The sequence below is a fragment of the Knoellia altitudinis genome, from assembly GCF_042666355.1.
Taxonomy (GTDB): Bacteria; Actinomycetota; Actinomycetes; order Actinomycetales; family Dermatophilaceae; genus Knoellia; species Knoellia altitudinis.
Genome location: NZ_JBHTDK010000001.1, coordinates 2,830,352 through 2,852,595, shown reverse-complemented (window position 1 = coordinate 2,852,595; position 22,244 = coordinate 2,830,352). Strand labels below are relative to the sequence as shown.

Below are 22,244 nucleotides of genomic sequence, written 5' to 3'. Positions count from 1 at the left end.
GGCTCCTGAGCACTAGAGTGACGTGGTGCGCAGGCCTGTCGACTCCCCAGCACTCACTGAGGTGAGCGGCGTCCTCGAGGGACTGTCGGACACCGCGGCTGACGTCGAGGAGCGCCTCCTGTCCTGCCTCGTCGTCATGGGTGAGCCCGATGCGCAGCACACCGTCGACGCGTGGGTCGACCAGCTCGTGGATCTCCTCCGGGCGGTCGACGACATCACCGGCCAGCATCGGTCGACGCTGTCCCGGGTCACGACTCGGCTCGCCGACCGGGAGTCCGCCGAGTCCCGGGCCCCCTCGCTCCCCGTGGAGCCGAGATGAGGAGCTCGGTGCCCGGCGACCCGGGGTCCCTGGCAGCGGCCGGCACGGCCGCCCGTCAGTCAGCACGCGACCTGGACCGGGCGAGCGCAGGTGGCACGACGGCATACCTGTCCCTCAAGGACGTCTGGGGCACGTCGACGTCTGTGCGCGCGCGCAAGGAGGGGCAACGGTCCATGGCGGCCCTCGCCGAGGCCGGCCGTCAGGCCGACGTGGTGGGCACTGCACTGCAGGGGTATGCCGCGGAGCTGAGTGCGTTGCAGGCTCGCGCTCGCCGTGTGGTCGAGACCGCAGACCTGGCCGGGCTCGTCATCGAGAACGGACAGGTGCGTCTGGGGTGGGGTGTGACGGGCGAGGCCGACCTGGAGGCGACCAACGACCGCTCGGCCCTGGCGAGCACGCTCCAGGCGGAGCTCGACGGGCTGGGCGCTCAGCACCGGCGTCGCCGCGACCGGCTGCTGGCGGAGCTGGCCACCTCGACCCGTGAGCTCGACGAGATCGCGACCGACCTCCGCCTTCGGTGAGGGACGGCCGGTGAGAGGATCGGGATCCGCCACATGAGGAGGTCCAGGTGAAGTTCACCCATCGAGCCGAGTACCCCGCCACCGTCGACGAGGTCTGGGGAGTCATGAGCTCCGAGGACTTCCAGAACGCCAAGTGCGAGGCGACGACGACCGGCGACTGGACGTCACACGTGTCCACGACGGCCGACACGACGAGGATCACGAGCGAGCGCGTCCTCCCGACCGATGACCTCCCCGACATCGCCAAGACCTTCGTAGGACCGACACTCACGATCGCCGAGCTGCAGGAGTGGGGACCCCGCGCCGCTGACGGCAGTCGGACCGCCGATCTCCAGGTGCAGATCAAGGGTGCCCCGATGACCCTCAGGGGGACGGTTCGCTTGTCCCCCACCGCTTCTGGCAGCGTCCAGGTGATCGATGGCGACCTTCGGGTGAGCGTGCCACTCATCGGCGGCAAGCTCGAGAGAGCGGCCTCGGACCCGCTGGCGCTGGCGGCGAGGACCGAGACCGACCTCCTCCGCCAGCGCGTCAGCTGAGCCTCAGCCCATGTGCGGGTAGGGGTGTGCCTTCGGCGGCACGAACGTCTCCTTGATGGAGCGCGGGCTCGTCCAGCGCAGCAGGTTCTGCGCCGAGCCGGCCTTGTCGTTGGTGCCGGACGCGCGCCCACCACCGAACGGCTGCTGACCGACGACCGCGCCCGTGGGCTTGTCGTTGACATAGAAGTTGCCGGCGGCGAACCGCAGGCGGTGAGACGCCTTGGCCACGGCCGCGCGGTCCTGGGCGATGACCGAGCCGGTCAGGGCGTAGGCCGAGGCGCTGTCGATGATGTCCATGACCTTGTCGAACTGGCGGTCCGGGTAGACGTGGACCGAGAGCAGCGGACCGAAGTACTCGGTCGTGAAGATCTCGTCGTGCGGGTCCTCGCCGACCATGATCGTCGGACGCACGAACCAGCCTGAAGAGTCGTCGTAGGTGCCACCGGCGACGATGTCGATGCCGCTCGTCGCCTTGGCCCGGTCGATCGCAGCCTTGTGCTTGGCGAACGCCCGGTCGTCGATGACGGCGCCCATGAAGTTGGACAGGTCGGTCACGTTGCCGACGGTCAGGCCCTCCGTCAGGGTGACCAGGTCGTCCTTGATGACCTTCCAGACGCTGCGCGGGATGAACGCGCGCGAGGCCGCCGAGCACTTCTGCCCCTGGTACTCGAATGCGCCGCGGATCATCGCCGTGCGGACGACGTCGGGGTCGGCGCTGGGGTGGGCGAGGATGAAGTCCTTGCCGCCGGTCTCACCGACGATGCGGGGGTAGTGGCGGTAGGTCGTGAGGTTGGACCCGATCTCCTGCCACAGCTGCTGGAAGACGCGGGTCGAGCCGGTGAAGTGCAGCCCGGCGAACTCGGGGTGCTTGAGGACGACGTCCGAGACCTCGGTGCCGTGACCGGTCACGAGGTTGATGACGCCCGGCGGCATACCGGCCTCTTCGAGGACCTCGAGGACGAACTGGGCCGCGAGCGCCTGGGTGTGCGAGGCCTTCCAGACGACGGTGTTGCCCATCAGGGCCGGTGCGGTCGGGAGGTTGCCGGCGATGGCGGTGAAGTTGAACGGCGTGATCGCATAGACGAAGCCCTCGAGCGAGCGGTAGTCCGTGCGGTTCCAGATGCCGGGCGCGTTGGCCGGGGGCTGCTCCTCCAGGATCTGGCGGGCGAAGTGCACGTTGTAGCGCCAGAAGTCGATGAGCTCGCAGGCCGCGTCGATCTCCGCCTGGTATGCCGTCTTGCTCTGTCCCAGCATCGTCGCGGCGTTGACCTTGGCACGCCAGGGGCCGGCCAGGAGGTCGGCGGCCTTGAGCAGGATCGAGGCGCGGTCGTCGAAGGACATGTCGCGCCACTGCGGGGCAGCGGCCTGGGCGGCGTCGACGGCGGCGCGCGCGTCGGCCTTGGTGGCGTCGCGGATCGTGCCGAGTACCCGGGCGTGGGCGTGCGGCTGGACGACCTTGATCTTCTTGCCGTTGCCCTCGACCCGCTTGCCGCCGATGGTGTGCGGCAGGTCCCACGTGGTGCTGCCGACCTCGGTGAGCGCGATCTCCAGAGCAGCGCGCTCCGGGCTGCCGGGGGCGTAGTCGCGGACCGGCTCGTTGGTCGGGGCAGGGACCTGGGTCACAGCGTCCATCGGTGATTTCCTCGATTCCATGGGTGTCTGGTGCCTTCCCATGGTCGCACGCTGCACCACGCGCGACGTGCCCCCTCCCAGCCGCTCGCGTCTGCGCCGATGGCTGCTCCAGCGGCCTCCTGCGCAGATGCCGCGAAGGTCGGGCCGGTCAGCTGCCGAGGAGGGCGATGACGTCGTCGAGCTCGGTGACGTCGTACCAGAGAAGGTCCGACACGTCGCCGCCCGGCTCCTCGTCGATGTGGAACGAGGCGATCCGCGGGAGGGCGATCACCGTGTCGAGCTCGACGACGGTGTCATCGCTCGCTCCGTGATGAACCACGGCGGCGTCGACGTCGGCCGAGGCGATGACCCGGCGACCACCGTCGGGCGCACGATCGGCGGCGTCCGCAGCGGCGGCCGACCACGCGGCATACTCACGCTCCTCGTCGTCGTTGCCGAGGCCGGGGCGGGCCGTGGGCGTGAGGGCTGCGTGGGCTGCGACGGGTGCGGGTCCGACCTCACCGCTCCTTCGCAGGGCCGCGAGCGAGGCCGGGTCGAGCGGGACGTAGACGCGGACGAGGGGCACGACGGTTCCTTTCAGCGAGCCCTGGAGCGAGGGGCCTCGAGCAGCTCCTGGAGGGCGTCGACGATCGACTGGCCGAGCACGTCGACGTCGGGGAGGGCATCTCGGTCGGCGTAGAGCCCGTAGTAGACGCCGCCGTCGTAGGACGTGACCCCGATCGACAACGCCTTGGACTGCCCGAGCGGCATGACCGGGTAGGTCGAGGCCATCTGGGCCCCCGCCACGTAGAGGGGGTGTTGCGGGCCGGGCACGTTGGTCACGGCGACGTTGTAGAGGCGGCGCGACATGGCGCCACCGAGACGGGCGGCGAGGGTGTGCATCGTCGGCGGCGCGAAGCCCCCCAGGCCTGAGAGGGTGTCGGCGTCGACCGCCCGACCGGCCTCCATCTGCTGGCGCATCGCGAAGGCGATCTGGTGCAGCCTCATGGAGGCGCCGGGCTCACCCACGGGCAGGTCGACGAAGCAGGCGGCGAGCTGGCGACCGGGCGACAGCTCGCTGTCGTCGCCGTGCACGCTCACGGGAACCATCGCGCGCACGGTCGTCCCGCCGTGCACGCTCTCGCCGCGCGTCATGAGCCAGGTGCGGAAGGCGCCCGTGACGGCGGCGAGCACGACGTCGTTGATCGTGACGTCGTCGGCGAAGGCACCCTTGGTGAGGCGGGACCGGATCTTCTTGTGGTCGTCGAGGTCGGTGCCGACCATGACGAAACGACGGGAGCGCCCCACGGTGACGTTGAGCGGCGACGTGGGCGCGGGGCTCGCCGAGGCGCGGGCCAGGGTCGACACCATAGCCCCTGCGGCGCCGAGGAGTCGACCGGTCGTGGCCTTGACGTCGGTGATGCCGGACTGGACGGTGTCGACCACTTGGCTCGGAGTGCGCACGGAGTCGGCGAGCGCACTCACGACGAGCTCGGTCAGGGAAGGCTCGCGGCTGGGACGCCACGTGTCGTCGATGCTCTCGGAGCTGGGCGTCTGCGAGTCCTCGAGGATGAGGTGGGCGATGTCGACGGCGTGGACACCGTCGACCAGCGCCTGGTGGGTCTTGGTGATGATGGCGAAACGGTCGTCGGCCAGGCCCTCGACGAGGTAGACCTCCCACAGCGGACGGCTGCGGTCGAGCGGGCGCGGCTGGATGCGCGCGATGAGCTCCTCGAGCTGCTCGTCACCGCCGGGTCGGGGCAGGGCGGAGCGCCGCACGTGGTAGGTGACGTCGAAGCGCTCGTCGTCGACCCACACCGGGTTGGCGATGCGGCCGGGCACGAAGCGCACGCGCTGGCGGTATCGCGGGACGTAGGCGATGCGCCGCTCGATGATGCCGACGAGCCGGTCGTGGTCGAAGCCCTCCGCGGGCGCATCGAAGACCATCACCGAACCGGTGTGCATCGGGGTGGCCGCTTCCTCGAGCGCGAGGAAGCTGCTGTCGAGGGGGCTCAGGCGGTCGGACACGGCCCCATGCTCGCAGATCGCATCGCGTGACCCAGCCGAACTCTCACCCGGACCGACGGGTTGGTCGCCCGAACCGGGTGCGTGCCCTGGCCCGCCCCACCCTGGTCTCGGCCGCCGGGGCGAGGTCGGGACGCACGACGTCGACGATGCGCGCCACTGCCCGGGTCACGGGCGCGGCCGGCGCGGACTCGACGAGGCTGCGGCCGGCGAGCAGGGCTGCGTCGCACTCGTCGGGGGCCCACGGCACGAAGATCGGCTCCTCGAGTCCGGCGAACCGGCCGAGGACGTCGCTGATCGCCCTCTCGGGCCGCGCTCCGGCAGCGGAGGCCCGCACCTTGTTGACGACGATGGCCGGCGGGGGTGAGGGCACGACGCCGACGTCCTGCACTGCCCGGACGAGCCGTTGCAGACCGATCGGGTCGGCGCCACCGACGACGACGAGGCTGTCGCTGGTCTCCAGCGCGGTGAGTGTCGTCGCATTGCGGCGCGGAGCGGCTGTGTCATAGCTCAGCTCCTCGTCGTCCTCGATGGAGAAGCCACAGTCGACCACGACGTGGTCGACGAGGCTGCGCGACTTCTCGAGGACGTCCTCGACCGCCGCGGCTCGCAGCTCGGGCCACCTCTCGGGTTTGGGTATGCCGGTGAGCACCCTGAGCCCGGGGCTCACCTCGGGTGCGACGCGCGAGAGGGAGGCCCGGTCGAGGGTCCCCTGCTCGGAGGCCCGAGCGGCGGCGGCGACCCCGGGCGCCTCGTCGATCAGGGCCAGCGCCTGGGCGACGCTGGCCCCCCACGTGTCGAGGTCGACCAGCAGGGTGCTGACGCCACGGGAGGCGAGGTCGGCGGCGAGGGTGACGGCGATGGTCGTGCGGCCGGGCGCACCTGCCGGGCCCCAGACGGCGGTGACGCGGGCCCTTCGGGGCTCACTGAGGTCGGCCAACCGTGCGTCGGCAGATTCGAATGGGGACGAGCCGGCCGCGGCGGCCGGATCGCCACTGTCTCGTGAGGTGGTCGTGCCACCAGCCGTACCGGGTCCGGGGTCCGAGTCGGGGTCCCGGCCGAGGCCGGGCGCACTCGTCGGATCCTCGAGCCAGCGGGCGAGGTCGGCGTCACTGACGCTCGTCGCACTGCTCGGTCCGGGTCCCCCGCCCCGTGCCGACCGGTCGACGCCCTCGGCCAGCTCGATGACGGTGCGGGCCAGCTCCTCAGGGTCGGCGCCGGGTCGGACCAGGGTGGTGACGCCGAGCTGACGAAGCCGGGCCTCGCCCGCGTCATCGCCCGAGGTGACAAAGCCCGCGACCCGGACTCCGTGGCCGGCGAGATGACGCAGGGCGTCACGGTCGAGCCCTCGGAAGTCGGCCGACACGATGGCGACGTCGGCGATGCCCGAGGCGCCGGTGGACATGAGCTCGGCCACGTCTGCGCACCGACGCACGACGCTCACCCCGGAGGCGTCCTCGATGTTCGTGACGAGCTCCTGCTCGTGATGGTGCGAGACCCCGGTGATGACAGCGGTCGTCATGACGTCTTGGGCGCCACGGCGCCCGGAACCGCCACGAGGGTGATCTTGGCGCCGAGGTCGACGTCACCGACAAGCTGCTGCACCTCGTCCTTGGGCACCATGACCTGGACGGGCCGGGTGTCGCCCGCCCCTCCCCCCATGACGCTGTCCTCGCTCGAGAGTCCGACGACGGTCACACCCTCGAGGGCGAGGTCGGGTCCGGCGAAGGTGGCCGAGCCCACGGTGCCCTTGGCGGAAGCAGCCGGGCGGTTGACGTAGACGTCGACGACGGATCCGGCCTGGAGCGTGGCAGCCGACGTGGCGTCCACCTGGAGGGCGACCGGCTGGGCCGTGGCCCGGTCACGGGGGCCGACGGCGCTCTGCGGGATGAGCTCGCCGGCGCGGACCTCGCGCAGGACGAAGAACGTCGGCGGCAGGCCGCCCTCTGCGCTCAGGTAGTCGGTGCCCGCCTCGCCGAGCTGCACGTCCACCCGGGTGACGTCCTCGGCGGTGAGCGGCTGACCGGCCATGAGACCTGCCTTTGCGGCATACATCGGCACTCGGTCGTCAGCCCGGCTCAGGGCGAACGCCCCGATGGCGGTCGAGGCGAGGACGAGCAGGAGCCCGATGAGGAGGCGGCTGTCGCGCCACGACGGCTTGCGCAGTCGTTGGGCGGTGGGCGTGGGCAGGTCACTCATCGCGTGCTCCGTGTCGTGTGAACTCGGCGGCCGGACATCATCGGGGGTCGCCGCGCTCACCCCCCGCAGAGATTCTGACGCAGATCCGTGCAGGCCGCGCGGGGAGGGCGGCTCCCTGTGGACAACCGCGCCGTCCGGGTGTGGGCTGTGGACAAGTGCCCCGGTGTGGCCTGCTGCGCGTGGCAGACTGTCCGTCGCAGACGACGAGAGGAGCCAGCCCGTGGCCAAGCGGTTCATCCCGCTCACCGAGGTGTCCGAGATCCTCGACATCTCCTCGGCGCAGGCCTACGCGCTGGTGCGCTCCGGCGACCTTCCCGCGATCAAGGTCGGGGGCCGCGGTCAGTGGCGCGTGGAGACCACCGCCCTCGAGGACTACATCCAGAGGATGTACTCCCAGACCCGCGACTTCGTCCGCACCCAGAGCGACGACTGAGCCCTCGAGCTCAGCGCGCCTCGACGAGCACCAGGGCCCAGAAGGGGATCGTCTGGCGGCCCCTGAGGTTCTCGGCGCGTCGGCTGTCCCCGATCTCGTGCTCCGCCAGGTCGAGCGAGTCCGCCCCGACGACGTCGATGGTCCCGGTGAGCACGTGCCCACTCGTGTCGGTGACGGCCACTGCAGCACGGTCGCGCGACAACCCGCGCAGCGCATAGCCAAGCGCGAAGCGCCGCGCCGTGCGCGCCGCCGAGGCACGCGCGGGTAGGCCGACCACACCCGTGACCGAGGCGAGGGGGACAACGGCCTGGCGACCGTTCTGGACCTGCACGAGGAGCCAGTCCTCACCGAGGTCGAGCAGCTCACCCTGCAACTGCAGCCCCGAGAGCAGTCGCAGCCGGAGCACGGCGCCGACCGCTGCCGCCAGACGAGCGCCGAGCTCGACGCTGGCCCGCTCACGCCGGGTCCGGTCAGCCACCTCTGAGTCGCGCTCTCGCCGTTCCTCCGCCCCGAGCTGCGCCTCCAGGTCATCGAAGAGCTGGTCCCACCTCATGCCCGGAGCGTAGAGCCCGCCACTCCTCTCTTCCTGTTGCGTCATCACACGCGATGAAATACCGTCAAACACATGCAAAGCGCATCAAACAACGTCAAACGGCCTCAGAGGACGCCTCTCGCCCATCTCATGGCCCGCGTGGTGCTGGCGATGGGATCCCTCGTCGTCGGTGGTGCCGCGGGGTGGATCCTCACCCGGGCCTGGCTCTCGGCCCACGGCAGCGTGACCGCCCCCGGCCCGGCCGCGAGCGACGAGCTGCTCGCGCTGGCAGCCGCCTCCATCGCCCTCGCCATCGTGGCCTGGCTCGGCCTCAGCACCGTGCTCGAGGTCCTGGCGCGCCTGCCGGGGCGCGTCGGGCGCCTCGCGCAGGGGTGGTCCGATCGGCTGACCCCCGTCCTCGCGCGTCGGGTCGCGGCGTTCGTGCTGGGCGTGGGAGTGGGCGTCGCGGGAGGCCCCACCCAGGCCGTGGCCCACCCGCGGCCCTCGAGCACCGTCGCCTCCGTCGCCGATCCGGGCTTCGTGCCCAGCCTTCCCGTGCCGGATCCCGGGTTCGGTCCCACCGCGGCCGCACCCGGTCTCACGCCGGCCACCCGACCCGCGCCCACGCTCCCGGCGCCGGGGTTCACGCCCGCCGCTCCTCGGGTGCGCCCGCAGCCCGACCCCGGCCTCGTCGGCGGGCGACCGAGCCCAGCGACCGGCGACGAGGTCGTCGTCCACCGGGGCGACACCCTGTGGTCGATCGCCGCGCGTCACCTCGGCCCGCAGGCCTCAGACGCCGAGATCGCCGCGGCCTGGCCCAGGTGGTTCGCCCAGAACCGTGGCCTCATCGGGGACGACCCCGACCTCATCCTTCCCGGCCAGATCCTGCGTGCCCCCGACACCGACGAGACAGTGAGTGTGCACCGATGAGCCAGACGACGTCCCACCTGCGGTCCGTGAAGGTCCTCTCCCCCGCTACGCAGCGCCCACCCGCCATCGGCCGAGGCGATGCGGCGGTCGGTCGATGAGCTGGGGCACCCGGCATACGTCCAGGACTCTCTCGCCGTCGACCTCGCGCACGCGAGCGACGAGCAGATCTTCGGCCCGCAGAGCACCTCACGCGTCGACCTGCCCGACCCGGGCCCATGGGCCGGCCAGATCGCGCAGGCGATCGTCGAGGTCATGTCAGGCCTGCGGCCAGCCCCCCAGGTCGTCCGGTGGACGACCCCGCAGGTGTATGCCGTGATCGCCCGTCGCGGAGCCCTCGCCGCCCGTCGGCGGGCCTCCCGGTCGCGCGCCGTCGCCCAGCGCGCGATCGTCAGGTCCGTGCACGTCTGCGAGCCGGACGACGGCGTCGCCGAGTGCAGCGTCGTCGTCAGCGAGGGCGAGCGGGTGCGCGCGATGGCGCTGCGCCTCACCGGGCAGGACGGTCGCTGGCGCGTCGAGGCCCTCCAGATCGGCTGAGCTCAGACCGTCTGCCCGTGGCACATCTTGAACTTCTTGCCCGAGCCACAGGGGCAGGACGCGTTCTTGGGCGTGTTCGCCAGCTGGTCTGCCGTGAGACCGTCGCGCCCACCCTCAGCCGAACCACCGTTGCTTCCCGCGCGTAACGCCACGTCCCGCTCCTCGACCTCGCCGGTCTCGGACGGAGCCGTGTAGTGCAGCTGGGCGGGCCGGCGCGGACGCTCGATGCCGACACCGGCCACCTCGACGTGCGGCTGCTCGGACGCCGGCGCCGCCGCTGAGTCCTCGTCAGTCGCGAGTCCACCGAACATGTCCGACACGTGCTGCGGCGCCGCGGCGACCTCGGGTGCCGGCTGGTCGACCTGCACGTCGACGTGGAACAGCAGCCCGACGGCCTCCTCCTTGACCGACTCGTTCATGGCCTCCCAGAGCTGGAAGCCCTCGCGCTGGTACTCGACGAGCGGGTCGCGCTGGGCCATCGCCCGCAGGCCGATGCCCTCCTGGAGGTAGTCCATCTCGTAGAGGTGCTCGCGCCACTTGCGGTCGAGGACCGAGAGCATGACGCGGCGCTCGACCTCACGCATGACCTCGCTGCCGAGGAGCTCCTCGCGCTGGTCGTAGGCGTGGTGGGCGTCGGAGAGCAGCTCTTCCTTGAGGCTCTCGCTTCGCAGGCCCGACACGCCGCCCGCGGCCTCGACGACCTGCTCCTGGCTGAGCGAGATCGGGTAGAGCGCCCTGATGGCGGTCCACAGGCGGTCGAGGTCCCAGTCCTCCGGGAAGCCCGCCGCGGTCTCGGCGTCGACGTAGCCACCGACGACGTCGTTGACGAAGAAGCGCATCTGCTCGTGCAGGTCCTCGCCCTCGAGGACACGCCGGCGCTCGTCATAGATGACGGTCCGCTGGCGGTTGAGGACGTCGTCGTACTTGAGCACGTTCTTGCGGATCTCGAAGTTCTGCGCCTCGACCTGGCTCTGGGCCGAGGCGATGGAGCGCGAGACCATCTTGGACTCGATGGGAGTGTCGTCCTCCATGCCGGCGGTGCTCATGACCCGCTCGACCATGCCGGCGTTGAACAGCCTCATGAGGTGGTCCTGGAGGGACAGGTAGAAGCGGGACTCGCCCGGGTCGCCCTGGCGTCCGGAACGACCACGCAGCTGGTTGTCGATGCGGCGCGACTCGTGGCGCTCGGTGCCGAGGACGTAGAGGCCACCGGTCTCGGCGACCTCGTCGTGCTCGGCCTTGACCTTGGCCTCGGCGGCTTCGAAGGCAGCCTCCCACGCCTCTTCGTACTCGTCCGGGGTCTCGACCGGGTCCAGACCGCGGTCCTTGAGGGCGGCGACGGCCATGAACTCGGGGTTGCCGCCGAGCATGATGTCGGTGCCTCGACCAGCCATGTTGGTCGCGACGGTGACGGCGCCCTTGCGTCCCGCGTCCGCGACGATCGCGGCCTCACGCTCGTGGTGCTTGGCGTTGAGCACCTCGTGCCTGATCCCACGGCGACGCAGCTGCTCGGAGAGCAGCTCGCTCTTCTCGACGCTCACGGTGCCGACGAGGACGGGCTGACCCTGCTCGTGACGCTCGGCGATGTCGTCGACGACCGCGGCGTACTTCGCCTCCTCGGTGCGGTAGACGAGGTCGGCCTGGTCCTTGCGAACCATGGGGCGGTTCGTGCGGATCGGGACGACGCCGAGCTTGTAGATCGAGTTGAGCTCGGCGGCCTCAGTCATGGCCGTACCCGTCATGCCCGAGAGCTTGTCGTACATGCGGAAGTAGTTCTGGAGGGTGATCGTGGCGAGCGTCTGGTTCTCGTTCTGGATCGTCACGCCCTCCTTGGCCTCGATGGCCTGGTGCATCCCCTCGTTGTAGCGGCGGCCCTTGAGGATGCGACCGGTGTGCTCGTCGACGATGAGGACCTCGCCGTCCATGACGACGTAGTCCTTGTCTCGGGTGAACAGCTCCTTGGCCTTGATCGCGTTGTTGAGGTAGCCGATGAGGGGCGTGTTCGAGGACTCGTAGAGGTTGTCGATGCCGAGGTAGTCCTCGATCTTCTCGATGCCCGGCTCGAGGACACCGACGGTCTTCTTCTTCTCGTCGACCTCGTAGTCGCCGCGCGCCTCGATGCCACGCAGCTGGTCGGCGCCCTCACCCCGCTCGAGGTGCATGACGGCCTTGGCGAACTCGCCGTACCACTTCGTCGGCTGGTCGGCCGGCCCCGAGATGATGAGCGGCGTGCGGGCCTCGTCGATGAGGATCGAGTCGACCTCGTCGACGATGGCGAAGTTGTGGCCACGCTGCACGAGCTCGTCGGTCGACCAGGCCATGTTGTCGCGCAGGTAGTCGAAGCCGAACTCATTGTTGGTGCCGTAGGTGATGTCCTTGGCGTACTCCGCGCGGCGCTGGTCCGGCGTCATGTTGGCCAGGATGCAGCCGGTCTCGAGGCCCAGGGCGCGGTGGACGCGGCCCATGAGCTCGGCCTGGTACTCGGCCAGGTAGTCGTTCACGGTGATGACGTGGACGCCCTTGCCCTCGATGGCGTTGAGGTAGGACGGCAGGGTGGCGACGAGGGTCTTGCCCTCACCGGTCTTCATCTCGGCGACGTTGCCCATGTGCAGGGCAGCGCCTCCCATGAGCTGGACGTCGAAGTGGCGCTTGCCGAGGGTGCGCCTGCCCGCTTCGCGGACGGCTGCGAACGCCTCGGGGAGGATGTCGTCGAGTGTCTCATCCTCGGCGAGGCGGGCGCGGAACTCGTCGGTCATGCCGCGCAGCTCGTCGTCGCTCATGGCGACGAAGTCGTCCTCGATCGCGTTGATCTGGTCGGCGACGTTCTCGAGCTTCTTGACGATCCGGCCTTCACCGGCGCGCAGCAGCTTTTCCATGATCTTCACCACGGGTGGGACTCCTCGTTGCACATAGTCTCGCTCGGCATGCCCCGCTGACACTCGACGAGACCTGCCAAGGGTAGTCGAGCCCTGCGTGACGGGCTGCACCTGATGCAGCACTCCACGGTCCCCAACGAGGGGGTCGGGTAATTCGGTTCCGGCCGCGCGAGCACTGTGATGACATTCGGGTATGCCGTTCCCGGACTCCGTCCCGATCCTCACCGATGGTGTCGTGCGCCTTCGCGCCCACACCGAGCACGACGTCGACCGCATCGTCGAGCAGTGCATCGACCCCGACAGCGTGCGGTGGACCCAGGTGCCGCGCGGCTACACCGCGGACATGGGGCGCGAGTGGATCCAGGAGATCGCGAAGGGCTGGGACGGAGGTGGCGACCAGGTCTGGGCCATCGACGAGGTCGCCGATCCCCACGGCCGCTTCCTCGGCTCGATCGACCTGCGCCCCCGCGCGGCCGGTCGCGCGGAGCTCGGCTTCGGGCTCCACCCCGAAGGCCGGGGGCGCGGCCTCATGGCACGTGCCGTCAAGCTGGTCAACCAGTACTGGTTCGATGCCGAGGGCACGCGCGTCGACTGGTATGCCGAGCGCGGCAACTTCGCGTCGTGGGCGGTGGCGCGTGCCGCTGGCTTCGAGTTCCTCGCGACCCTGCCCGAGCACGTCGCCCACGGCGACGGGGGCCTCGTCGACGCGTGGTTCGCCACCATTGGACGCAACGACACCATGGAGCCGCGCACGGCGTGGATCGATCCTCCGCCTCTCGAGGCCGACGGAATCCGGCTGCGCCAGTGGCGCGACGACGACGTCGAGACCGTCGAGGCACCGAGCCCTCCCGCGCACTTCATCCCCCCGCGGGCCGTCCCGACCGCGGACACGTGGGACGACTGGCTCATCCGTCGGCGCCTCAACATGGCCCGAGGTGTGGGCTCCAACTGGTGCATCGCCGACGTGGATACCGATGTCGCGCTCGGCGAGGTGCTCGTCTTCGTCCACGACGGCGCCCTTGCCGGCAGCCACACGGCCGAGCTCGGCTACTTCCTCTACCCCCGAGCCCGTGGCCGGGGCGCGGCCCGCACGGCAGCGCGTCTTGCCGTCGGGCACGCCTTCGCGTCGACGGACGACGGCGGGCTGGGTCTGCGCCGACTCGTCGCCGAGACCGCTGCCGACAACGCGGCGAGCAACGCGATCCTGGCGTCGGTCGGGTTCACCAGGTGGGGCCACGAGGCCGCAGCCGAGGCGCCGGACGGCTCGGTCGGCCCGGCAGACCACTGGGAGCTGCTCGCGCGCTGAGCGCAGACGTCAGCGGCCCCGCACCACCAGGTGCGGGGCCGTTGACGTCAGGTCGGTTCGGTCAGCGCAGGGCGATGTTGACGTAGTACGTCTTGCCGTCGTCGAGCGCGACGCCGACCCGCCAGTAGAACCCGGACTGCGACTTCTCGGTCTTCCAGTTGTAGTGGTACTGCGTGCCACTCAGGGCGTAGGTGCCGCCGACCGTCGGGGTGGTGGCGTATGCCGCCTCGTTGACTGCCGCCGTCGTGGCACTTCCCTTAAGGGGGGTGAGCCACCTCGGCGCGGTGGCAGCCAGGATGACCTGACCTGACGCGTTTCTCAGCTCGAACTTCATCGGGATGGTCTGGCCTGCGTTGAAGACGCTGGTCGCAACGCCCGTCTGGTGGGCGGTGTCGTTGACCGGCTGGAGGAACAGTGTCGTTCCGAACCCGTAGACCACCGTGTAGGTCGCCGTGGCGGCGCCGGTGTTGCCGGCCTTGTCCGTCGCGGTGGCCGTGTAGGTGAAGGTCCCGACCCCGTTGGCCCCACCGGCCGTGGTCCCCGTCGCCGGTCCGGCGAGGCCGCTGGTGGCGTCCGTGGCCGAGGCGGTGGCGGTGGGAACCGCGCCGATGGTGTAGGTCGCGCCGTCCTTAACGCCGCCGATGGTGACGGCGGGTGCGACGGTGTCGACGTTGATCCCGCTCACCGTGGTGGTGCCCTCGTTGCCGGCGTTGTCCACTGCGGTGCCCGTGACGCTGTTGGCGCCCTGGGCGGACAGGGTGGCGTCCGGCTGGCAGCTGGCGATGCCACTGACGGTGTCAGCGCAGGTGAAGGCGACGGTGACGGGAGCCTTGTACCAGCTGGCTCCGTTCGGGCTGGTCGTGGCCCTACCGGTGATGGTCGGCGCCGACTTGTCCACGAGCACCGTGACGGTGCCAGCGGTCTCGGTGTTGCCGGCTTTGTCGACGCTCCAGTAGGTCACCTGGTGGGTGCCCTCGCTCTTCACGGTGACCTCGGTGCCGGCCTGGGCAGTGCCTCCGTCGACGGCGTAGTGCGTGCTGGCCACACCCGACAGGTTGTCGGTGGCGCTCAGCTTCACCGTGACGTCGGCGTTCAGCCAGCCGCTGGGTGCGGTGGCCCAGGTGCTCGGGTCGTGGCGGTCGATCTTGATACCTCCGACGGTGGTGCCCGTCGTGTTGCCAGCCTTGTCACCCACCGAGGTGCCGATCGAGAGGTCGTCACCTTCGCCAGTGATGGTGCTGTCGGCCGGGGTGTCGCCGTCGATGCCAGACAGGGCGTCGGCGGCAGTCCACTTCACGGTGACGTCGCCCTTGTGCCAACCGTTGCCGTTGGCCGCCGCCATCACGGCGCCGCTCAGGGTTGGGTCGGTCTTGTCGACGTTGACGCCGGTGATGCCGAAGACGTCGCTGACGTTGTCCGCGGCATCGGTGGCCGTGCCGCCGGCGCTCTGGTTGGCTCCTTCACCGAACGTCCTCTTGGCGGGGCAGGAGAGGACTCCGGAGAGTCCGTCCTGGTCGGCGCAGGTGAAGGTCGCAGTGACGTCGGCGTTGAACCAGCTGTTGCCGTTGGGGTCGGCAGACAGGCTGCCGGTGACGGTGGGCTTGGTCTTGTCGACACTGACGGAGGCCGCGTCGATGGCACTGTTACCGGCGTTGTCGACCGCCTCACCCTCGACGGGCTGGTCCTGACCCTCAGTGGTGACCTCCTGCGGGGAGGTGCAGGAGGCGATGTCCGAGCCGCCGCTGTCAGTGCAGGTGAAGGTCACCGTCACGTCGGTGTTGTTCCAGCCCTTCAGGTTGGCGGCCGGCGCCTGCGTGTGGCTGATGCCGGGAGCGGTCCGGTCGATCTTCACCGTGACGTTCTTCTGCGCCTCGACGTTGCCGGCGACGTCGACGCTCCACACCTGGAGCGTGTGGACGCCCTCCGTGTCGATCACGACGCTGGTGCCCTCGGCCACCGGGTCCTTGTCCAGCTGGTAGTGCGTGGCGGCGACTCCGGAGAGGTTGTCACCGGCGATCAGCTCGACGGTGACCGCGCTGTTGCTCCAGTCCGAGACGTCGGAGACCTTCGTCGTCGGTGCGGTCCGGTCGATCTTCACCGGGGCGCTCGTGGCCGAGGTCTGGTTGCCGGCGCGGTCACGAACCGAGGTGCCGACCGTGAGGCCCGTCCCCTCGCCGGTGACCGTGCTGTCGCCGGGTGCTGGGCCGTCGATGCCCGAAAGAGCGTCGCGTGCGGTCCAGTTCACTGTGACGTTGCCCTTGTACCAACCCTCCGTGTTCGGCTCGGTGCTGGTGGCACCGCTCAGGGTCGGGGCCGTCTTGTCGACGTTGATCGGTCCGACGGTGACCTCGTCGCTGTTGCCGGCGGTGTCGGTGGCAGTGCCTTCGGTCGTTTGCGCCGAGCCTTCGCCGAGCTTCGTCGGTGAGCTGCAGTCGGCGATCCCGGAGAGCGCGTCGTCGCAGCTGTAGCTGACGGTGACGTCACCGGCATACCAGTCGTTGCCGTTTGCGTCGCGGTCGGGAGCGCCGGTGATGGTCGGCTTGACCGTGTCGATGCTGACCTTGGCGTTGTCGGACTGGCTGTTGCCCGCGTTGTCGACGGCCGTGCCTGGCACGACCTGGCCCGCACCATCGGTGCTCACCTCGACCGGGCTCGAGCAGCTGGCGACACCGGACAGGTCGTCATCGCACTGGTAGGCGACGGTGACCGCCGACGTGTTCCAGCCCTTGCCGTTGGGCGCAGGGGTGACGGTGTGGCCGATGGTCGGCTTGGTGAGGTCGATGCTCACCGTGGCGGTCTGGAGCGCCTCGGCGTTGCCAGCCCGGTCGACACTCCAGAACGTCAGCTTGTGGACGCCCTGGGTGCTGATGGTGAGGGAAGTGCCCTTGACCGCGTCAGCGGCGCCGACCCTGTAGTAGGTCGCGGCCAACCCGGAGAGACCATCGGTGGCTTCGAGGCTGATCGTGACCGGGCTGTTGTTCCAGCCGGCCGGCGCATCGGCACCCGTGGTGGGAGCCGTCCGGTCGATGTTGACCGCAGCACTGGCGGACGTCGTGCTGTTACCGGCCCGGTCCGCCACCGTTGCGGTGTCCGTGAGGGCGCGGCCCTCGGATGCAATGGTGCTGTTGGCGGGGGTGGAAGGCACTCCGGAGCGGTCGTCGCCAGCGGTCCAGCCGATGATGACGTCGCCCTTGTACCAGCCGTTGCCGTTCGCCGCCGTGGTGGGAGCGCCGCTCAGCGTCGGCGGAGTCTGGTCGACGTTGATGCCGCCCACCGTCGTGCTGGCGGAGTTACCGGCCGCGTCCACGGCGGTGCCTTCGAGAGACTGGTCCGTACCCTCGCCGAAGGTCTTGTCGGGCGTGACCGAGTCGATCCCGGAGAGCGTGTCCTTGCCCTCGAAGTGGACGGTGACGTCGGTGTTGTTCCAGCCGTAGCTGTTCCCGGCCGGGTTGCGGCTGCCGGTGATGGTGGGCTTGGTCTTGTCCAGGCTGACCGTGGCCGGGTCGGTCGCGGTGTTGCCGGCCTTGTCCGTGGCCGTGCCCGTGACCGCTTGGTCCTCTCCCTCGGTCGTGACCGTCTGCGTGGCGGTGCAACTCGCGATGCCCGACAGGGTGTCCTGGTCCTCGCAGGTGAAGGTGACGGTGACGTCGGCGTTGTTCCAGCCGTTGCGGTTCGCCGCAGGCTCGAGTGCGTGCGAGATCGTCGGGTTGCTCTTGTCGATCTTGATGGTGACGGTCTGAGCCACCTCGACGTTGCCTGCCTTGTCGCCGGACCAGTAGCTGAGGCTGTGGGTGCCCTCGCTGGTCAGCTGTACCGACGTACCGATCATGTCGGCGCCGCCGTCGAGCTGGTAGTGGGTCGAGCTGACGCCGGAGAGGGCGTCGAAGGCATCGAACTCGACGGTCGCGCTCTCGTTGACCCAGCCGCTGGGAGCGGAGACGTCGGTGCGAGGAGCAGTCTTGTCGATCCGCACCGGGGCACTGGTGGCGTTCGTCGTGTTGCCCGCTTTGTCCGTGACAGAGGCTGAGGCGGTCTGGCCCTCACCCTCGCTAGTCAGGACCGAGATGGCGGGCACGTCTCCCGCGAGACCCGAGAGCACGTCGTCCGCGGACCACTGGAGCGTGACGTCCGTGTTGAACCAGTCGTTCTCGTTGTCGGGAGTCGTCGGGGCGGCGCTGAGGTTCGGCGGGGTCTTGTCGACGTTGATGCCGCTGACGGAGGTGCTGGCGCTGTTGCCGGCGTTGTCGACCGCGGTGCCGTCGACATTCTGGTCGGCACCCTCAGCCAGGTGCTGGGGACCGGTCACCGTGTCGATGCCCGACAGGCTGTCCTTGCCCTCGAAGGAGACGGTGACGTCGTCGTTGTACCAGCCGGCGGCGTTGGCCGCCCGGTCGGGAGCGCCGGTGATGGTCGGAGCGGCCGTGTCGCGGTTGACCGTGGCGGTCCCGGTGACGCTGTTGCCGGCGTTGTCGGTCGCGGTGCCGGTCACCTTCTGCGCCTTGCCGTCGGTGTTCACGGTGACAGGGGACGAGCAGTCCTTCAGGCCCGACAGAGCCGTCTGGTCGGCGCAGGAAAAGCTGACCGAGACGTCGGTGTTGTTCCAGCCCCTGGCGTTTTGCTCAGGCGACTGGCTCGGCGTGATGCTGGGCGAGGACAGGTCGACCTGGACCGAGAAGGACTTGGCGCTCTCGGTGTTGCCGGCGTTGTCCACGGACCAGTAGCTGACGGTGTGGACGCCTTCGGCACCCACCGTGACGGTGTTGCCCTTCGTCGCGGTGCTGGCGCCGTCGATGGCGTAGTACGTGCTGTCGATGTCCGACAGGTTGTCACTGGCCGACAGCCCCACGGTGACTGGGGCGTTGACCCAACCGCCGGGGACACCGGTGGCTGAGGTGGTGGGTGCGGTCCGGTCGATCCGGATGCCGTCGACCGTGGCGGAGGTGGTGTGGCCCGCCTTGTCAGTGACGCTGGCGGAGGCGGACCGGTCGCTGCCCTCGCCCGTGACGACCGAGTCAGCCGGACAGACGACAACGCCGGACAGGTTGTCGTTGCAGGTCCACTGCACCGTGACGTCCCCGGAGAACCAGCCGTTGGAGTTCGGCGTGCTGACAACCTTGCCCGTGATGGTGGGGGCGGTCTTGTCGACGTTGACCTGAAGGGTGGTCACCGAGGCGCTGTTGCCGGCGGCGTCGGTCGCAGTGCCCGTCGCCGTCTGGTTGGCACCCTCGCCGAAGGTGTGGGCCTTGTCCTGGGTCTTGATGCCCGACAGGGCGTCGGAGGCCGTGTAGGTGGCGGTGACGTCGTCGCCGTACCAGCCGTTGGCGTTCGGGGCCGGGAGGGCGTCGACGGTGATGACCGGCTTGGTCTTGTCGATGCTGACAGCCGCGGGGTCCGTGGCGGTGTTGCCGGCGTTGTCCGTCACGGTGCCGGTAACGGCCTGCGCCTTGCCCTCGGTGGTGACGGTCTGGGGGCCGGTGCAGCTCGCCACGCCGGAAACCTCGTCGGAGCAGCTGAAGGTGACGGTGACGTCGGTCCTGTTCCAGCCGTCCGCGTTCTTCGCTGGTGCCTGGGTGTGCCCGATGGTGGGTGAGGACTTGTCGATGCCGAAGGAGACCGTGCTCACCGCCTCGGTGTTGCCCGCGGCGTCCACGCTCCAGAACTTCAGGGTGTGGCTGCCCTCGGCCGTCACCGGCACGCTGGTGCCGGCTGTCCGGGCGCCACCGTCGAGCTCGTAGAAGGTCTGCGCCACGCCGGACAAGCCGTCATTCGGCACGAGGGTGAGCGTGAGGTCGGTCTTGTTCCAGGCCGGCGGCGCCGTGACCGTGGTCGTCGGGGCGGTGCGGTCGATCCTGACCGCAGCGGACTGCGCGTTGGTGCTGTTGCCGGCCTTGTCCGTGGCGGTGGCGCTCGCGGTGAGCGCGGTGCCCTCACCGGTGATCGTGCTGTTGGCCGGGTTCGTCGTGCCGGAGAGCGCGTCGGCCGCGGTCCACGCGACGGCGACGTCGCCTGTGTACCAGCCGGCGGCGTTGGGGTTCGTGGTCGGCGTGCCGGACAGCGTCGGTGCCACCTTGTCGATGCTGATTCCGCTCACCGTCGTGCTGGCGGTGTTGTCGGCATTGTCGACCGCGGTGCCGGTCACGGACTGGTTCGCCGCGCTAGTGCTCAGCGTGGTGGGAGCGGTGGAGGTCTTGATGCCTGACGTCGCGTCGCTGCTAGTGAACGACACCGTGACGTCGGTGTTGCTCCAGCCGTTTGCGTTGGCCGCGGGGGTGCGCGAACCGGTGATGCTGGGAGCCGTCTTGTCGAGCTTGACCGTCACGGGGGCGCTGGTCCCGGTATTGCCGACGTTGTCGGTGACCGTCGCCGTCTTCGTGACGGTGCCATCGGCGGTCACCGTGTCGGTCGCAGGGGTGACGCTTTTGACGCCCGAGCCGCCGCTGTCCGCACCGGTCCAGGTGACCGTGACGTCGCCCTTGTTCCACCCTGCCCCGTTCGGCGCGGGGCTCAGCGCCCCGGTCGCGGTCGGAGCGGTGTTGTCGAGGGTGTAGGCGGCCGACTGGACCCCGAAGTTCTCGTTCTGGTTCGCGACGCACTTGCCCTGCCCGTTGACGTTGCGCCAGGCCTTGGTCGTGTACTGCACGACGCCGCTGCCGGTGCCGGCCGTCAGCCACGGGTAGGCCGAGCCGCTGAACGTCCAGCTGCTCTGGCCCTTCGTGGCGCTCTGGGTTGCGATCGTGTTGCTGTTGCCGTCAATGACGTCGACGCACTGGGTGTTGCCGTCGGTCACCAAGGTCAGCGTCAGCGCACCGCCCTGCTTGGCATACACCGTCCCGTTCGCGCCTGTGAACGTGCCTGCTCCTCCCGAGAAGGCGGCGCTGGTCACCGACGCCGCATGAGCCGCCGGTGCGACCACGCCTACGCCGGCGACGACCATCGCCGACGCGACGAACGCGGCAGGGAGACGTCGCCCCTTACTGGAGGTGTGACGGGGGATGGCGCGCAGCGGTGACGACATGTTGATTCTCCTGGCAGGGGATCTTCACTGATCAAGAGCAAAGAGACCAGACTCGGGACCTGCGCGTACGGGAACGGAGAAACCCGTGGTGAATCGCGGCCACCCATTCGATATTCAGTCCGAACGGGCTATCCGCCGCCTAGTCACAGGGGTGACGGATGGTGATTCTTCAGGCGCCGGACCGGACAACCTCGGCGTCGGCGAGACCGAGCCACTGCGCCATGAGGGCCAGCTCCTCGTGCAGCTCATGCAGGTCGTCACCCGCGCCGCGACCGGGCTCCCACGTCACCTTGCGCGCGAGGAGCCGCCCGCGCGCACGGTCGGCCTTGAGGTCGACACGGCCGACGAGGTCCTCGCCGAGCAGGAAGGGCAGCACGTAGTAGCCGTGGACCCGCCTCTCCTGCGGCACGTAGATCTCGAGCCGGTAGTCGAAGCCGAAGAGGGCTGACGTACGGTCCCGCTGCCACACGAGCGAGTCGAACGGGGACAGCAGTGCCCGGGCCGAGATGCGCCGTGGTCGGCGTGCGTCCCGGTGCAGGTATGCCGGCCGCTTCCATCCCTCGATCGCCACCGGTTCCAGCTCCCCCGCCGACACCAGGGCCTCGATCGCCGGGCGAGCCTGCTCGGGCTTGAGCCGGAAGTAGTCGCGCAGGCACTGCTCGGTGCCGACCCCGTGGGCCCGGGCGGCGATGCGGACGAGCTCCACGAACGCCTCGTCGTCCGGCGGGCGGGCAGCCGGGGACTCAGCCAGCTCGCGCAGGTGAGGTGGCAACACCCGGGAGGGGACGGCATACCGGCGTTCGAACTGGCTCGTGCGTCCGGCGGAGCTGATCTCGCCGGCCCAGAACAGCTGCTCCAGGGCGCTCTTGACGACGGACCAGTTCCACCCCCATTGGTCGCGCTCGCGGGGCAGGTCGTGGGCGAGCGCTGCTTCGAGCTGCCGGCTCGTCAGCGGACCGCGCGCTCGGACCTCGGCCAGGACCGCCTCGACGAGCTCGGGATGGTCGCGCTTGACGCTCTGCATGCCGCCCCAGGACTCGTCGTGCGCGCGGCGCATGCGGAAGTCGAGCAGCGGCCACGTGGCCGGCGGGATGAGGGAGGCCTCGTGAGCCCAGTACTCGACGAGCCGGCGCGGCGCCCGGTCGCGCGCCCGGTCGACGAGTCCGCTGTCGTGCGGCCCGAGCCGTGAGAAGAACGGCAGGTAGTGGCTGCGTGAGACGACGTTGACGCTGTCGATCTGGATGATGCCGAGCGTGTCGATGACGCGCTGCACCTGGCGAGAGGTCGCGGTCCACGGCGCGGGCCGCGACCCACCGAAACCCTGCGCGGCAAGGGCGATCCGCCGGGCGGCGACAGTGCTCAGGCGCATGGGGCCATCATGGCCGCCATGCCCGACACCCGCCCCCT

The 22,244-nt window shown here is 69.9% G+C and carries 16 protein-coding genes; 7 read left to right on the top strand and 9 right to left on the bottom strand.

All coding sequences use genetic code 11. The annotated features are described in order from the left end of the window. The first annotated feature begins 25 nt into the window (after positions 1-25). Genes ACFQW8_RS13405 through ACFQW8_RS13395 form a run of 3 tightly spaced genes read left to right on the top strand, consistent with a single transcriptional unit; the run spans position 26 to position 1,376 of the window. Complete coding sequence (locus tag ACFQW8_RS13405; protein WP_380088107.1) at positions 26-319, top strand: hypothetical protein; 294 nt, start codon at positions 26-28, stop codon at positions 317-319. 8 nt (positions 320-327) lie between these two features. After that, complete coding sequence (locus ACFQW8_RS13400; protein ID WP_380088105.1) at positions 328-840, top strand: hypothetical protein; 513 nt, start codon at positions 328-330, stop codon at positions 838-840. 47 nt (positions 841-887) lie between these two features. Further along, entirely contained in the window at positions 888-1,376 is a 489-nt protein-coding gene (locus ACFQW8_RS13395; RefSeq protein ID WP_380088103.1) for a DUF2505 domain-containing protein, read from the top strand. 3 nt (positions 1,377-1,379) lie between these two features. Here ACFQW8_RS13395 and pruA read toward each other — a convergent pair whose 3' ends face one another. The 5 genes from pruA to ACFQW8_RS13370 form a co-directional block, all read right to left on the bottom strand. Continuing rightward, positions 1,380-3,008 carry an L-glutamate gamma-semialdehyde dehydrogenase gene (gene pruA / locus ACFQW8_RS13390; RefSeq protein ID WP_380088102.1) on the bottom strand — a complete coding sequence of 543 codons (1,629 nt, stop codon included), beginning with the start codon at positions 3,006-3,008 and terminating at the stop codon, positions 1,380-1,382. A 148-nt stretch (positions 3,009-3,156) separates the two neighbouring features. Next, the gene (locus ACFQW8_RS13385) at positions 3,157-3,573 is read right to left on the bottom strand and encodes a DUF6912 family protein (protein WP_380088100.1); all 417 of its coding nucleotides are present in this window, start codon (positions 3,571-3,573) and stop codon (positions 3,157-3,159) included. 11 nt (positions 3,574-3,584) lie between these two features. Beyond that, the gene (locus ACFQW8_RS13380; protein ID WP_380088098.1) at positions 3,585-5,015 is read right to left on the bottom strand and encodes a WS/DGAT/MGAT family O-acyltransferase; all 1,431 of its coding nucleotides are present in this window, start codon (positions 5,013-5,015) and stop codon (positions 3,585-3,587) included. A gap of 43 nt (positions 5,016-5,058) precedes the next feature. Continuing rightward, positions 5,059-6,534, bottom strand: coding sequence for an AAA family ATPase (locus tag ACFQW8_RS13375; RefSeq protein ID WP_380088096.1), 1,476 nt, complete (start codon positions 6,532-6,534; stop codon positions 5,059-5,061). After that, a complete protein-coding gene (locus ACFQW8_RS13370; protein WP_380088095.1) occupies positions 6,531-7,211 on the bottom strand; it encodes a hypothetical protein in 681 nt (226 codons plus the stop codon). The genes ACFQW8_RS13375 and ACFQW8_RS13370 overlap by 4 nt, the downstream gene beginning before the upstream one ends. A 220-nt stretch (positions 7,212-7,431) precedes the next feature. On the opposite strand from ACFQW8_RS13370, the gene ACFQW8_RS13365 reads away from it, so the two are divergent. After that, a complete protein-coding gene (locus ACFQW8_RS13365; RefSeq protein WP_380088094.1) occupies positions 7,432-7,644 on the top strand; it encodes a helix-turn-helix domain-containing protein in 213 nt (70 codons plus the stop codon). Between the two features lie 10 nt (positions 7,645-7,654). Here the strand turns inward: ACFQW8_RS13365 and ACFQW8_RS13360 are convergent, their stop codons facing one another. Then, entirely contained in the window at positions 7,655-8,197 is a 543-nt protein-coding gene (locus ACFQW8_RS13360) for a hypothetical protein (protein ID WP_380088093.1), read from the bottom strand. Between the two features lie 72 nt (positions 8,198-8,269). Here ACFQW8_RS13360 and ACFQW8_RS13355 point away from each other — a divergent pair, with 72 nt between their 5' ends. Next, positions 8,270-9,106 (top strand): LysM peptidoglycan-binding domain-containing protein, encoded by an 837-nt coding sequence (locus ACFQW8_RS13355; RefSeq protein WP_380088092.1) that lies wholly within the window; start codon positions 8,270-8,272, stop codon positions 9,104-9,106. Positions 9,107-9,184: 78 nt separating this feature from the next. After that, on the top strand, positions 9,185-9,640 hold the full coding sequence (locus ACFQW8_RS13350) for an Rv3235 family protein (protein WP_380088091.1): 456 nt from the start codon (positions 9,185-9,187) through the stop codon (positions 9,638-9,640). Between the two features lie 2 nt (positions 9,641-9,642). On the opposite strand, the gene secA is transcribed toward ACFQW8_RS13350, so the two are convergent. Beyond that, positions 9,643-12,528, bottom strand: coding sequence for a preprotein translocase subunit SecA (secA, locus tag ACFQW8_RS13345; protein WP_380088089.1), 2,886 nt, complete (start codon positions 12,526-12,528; stop codon positions 9,643-9,645). Positions 12,529-12,709: 181 nt separating this feature from the next. Between secA and ACFQW8_RS13340 the strand changes: the two genes are divergently transcribed. Continuing rightward, positions 12,710-13,822: a GNAT family N-acetyltransferase gene (locus ACFQW8_RS13340; RefSeq protein ID WP_380088088.1), complete on the top strand. Its 1,113-nt coding sequence runs from the start codon at positions 12,710-12,712 to the stop codon at positions 13,820-13,822. A gap of 61 nt (positions 13,823-13,883) precedes the next feature. Here ACFQW8_RS13340 and ACFQW8_RS13335 read toward each other — a convergent pair whose 3' ends face one another. Both ACFQW8_RS13335 and ACFQW8_RS13330 read right to left on the bottom strand, forming a co-directional pair. Continuing rightward, a complete protein-coding gene (locus ACFQW8_RS13335) occupies positions 13,884-20,837 on the bottom strand; it encodes an OmpL47-type beta-barrel domain-containing protein (protein ID WP_380088086.1) in 6,954 nt (2,317 codons plus the stop codon). 169 nt (positions 20,838-21,006) lie between these two features. Further along, complete coding sequence (locus ACFQW8_RS13330) at positions 21,007-22,206, bottom strand: winged helix-turn-helix domain-containing protein (protein ID WP_380088085.1); 1,200 nt, start codon at positions 22,204-22,206, stop codon at positions 21,007-21,009. Between the last annotated feature and the right edge of the window lie 38 nt (positions 22,207-22,244).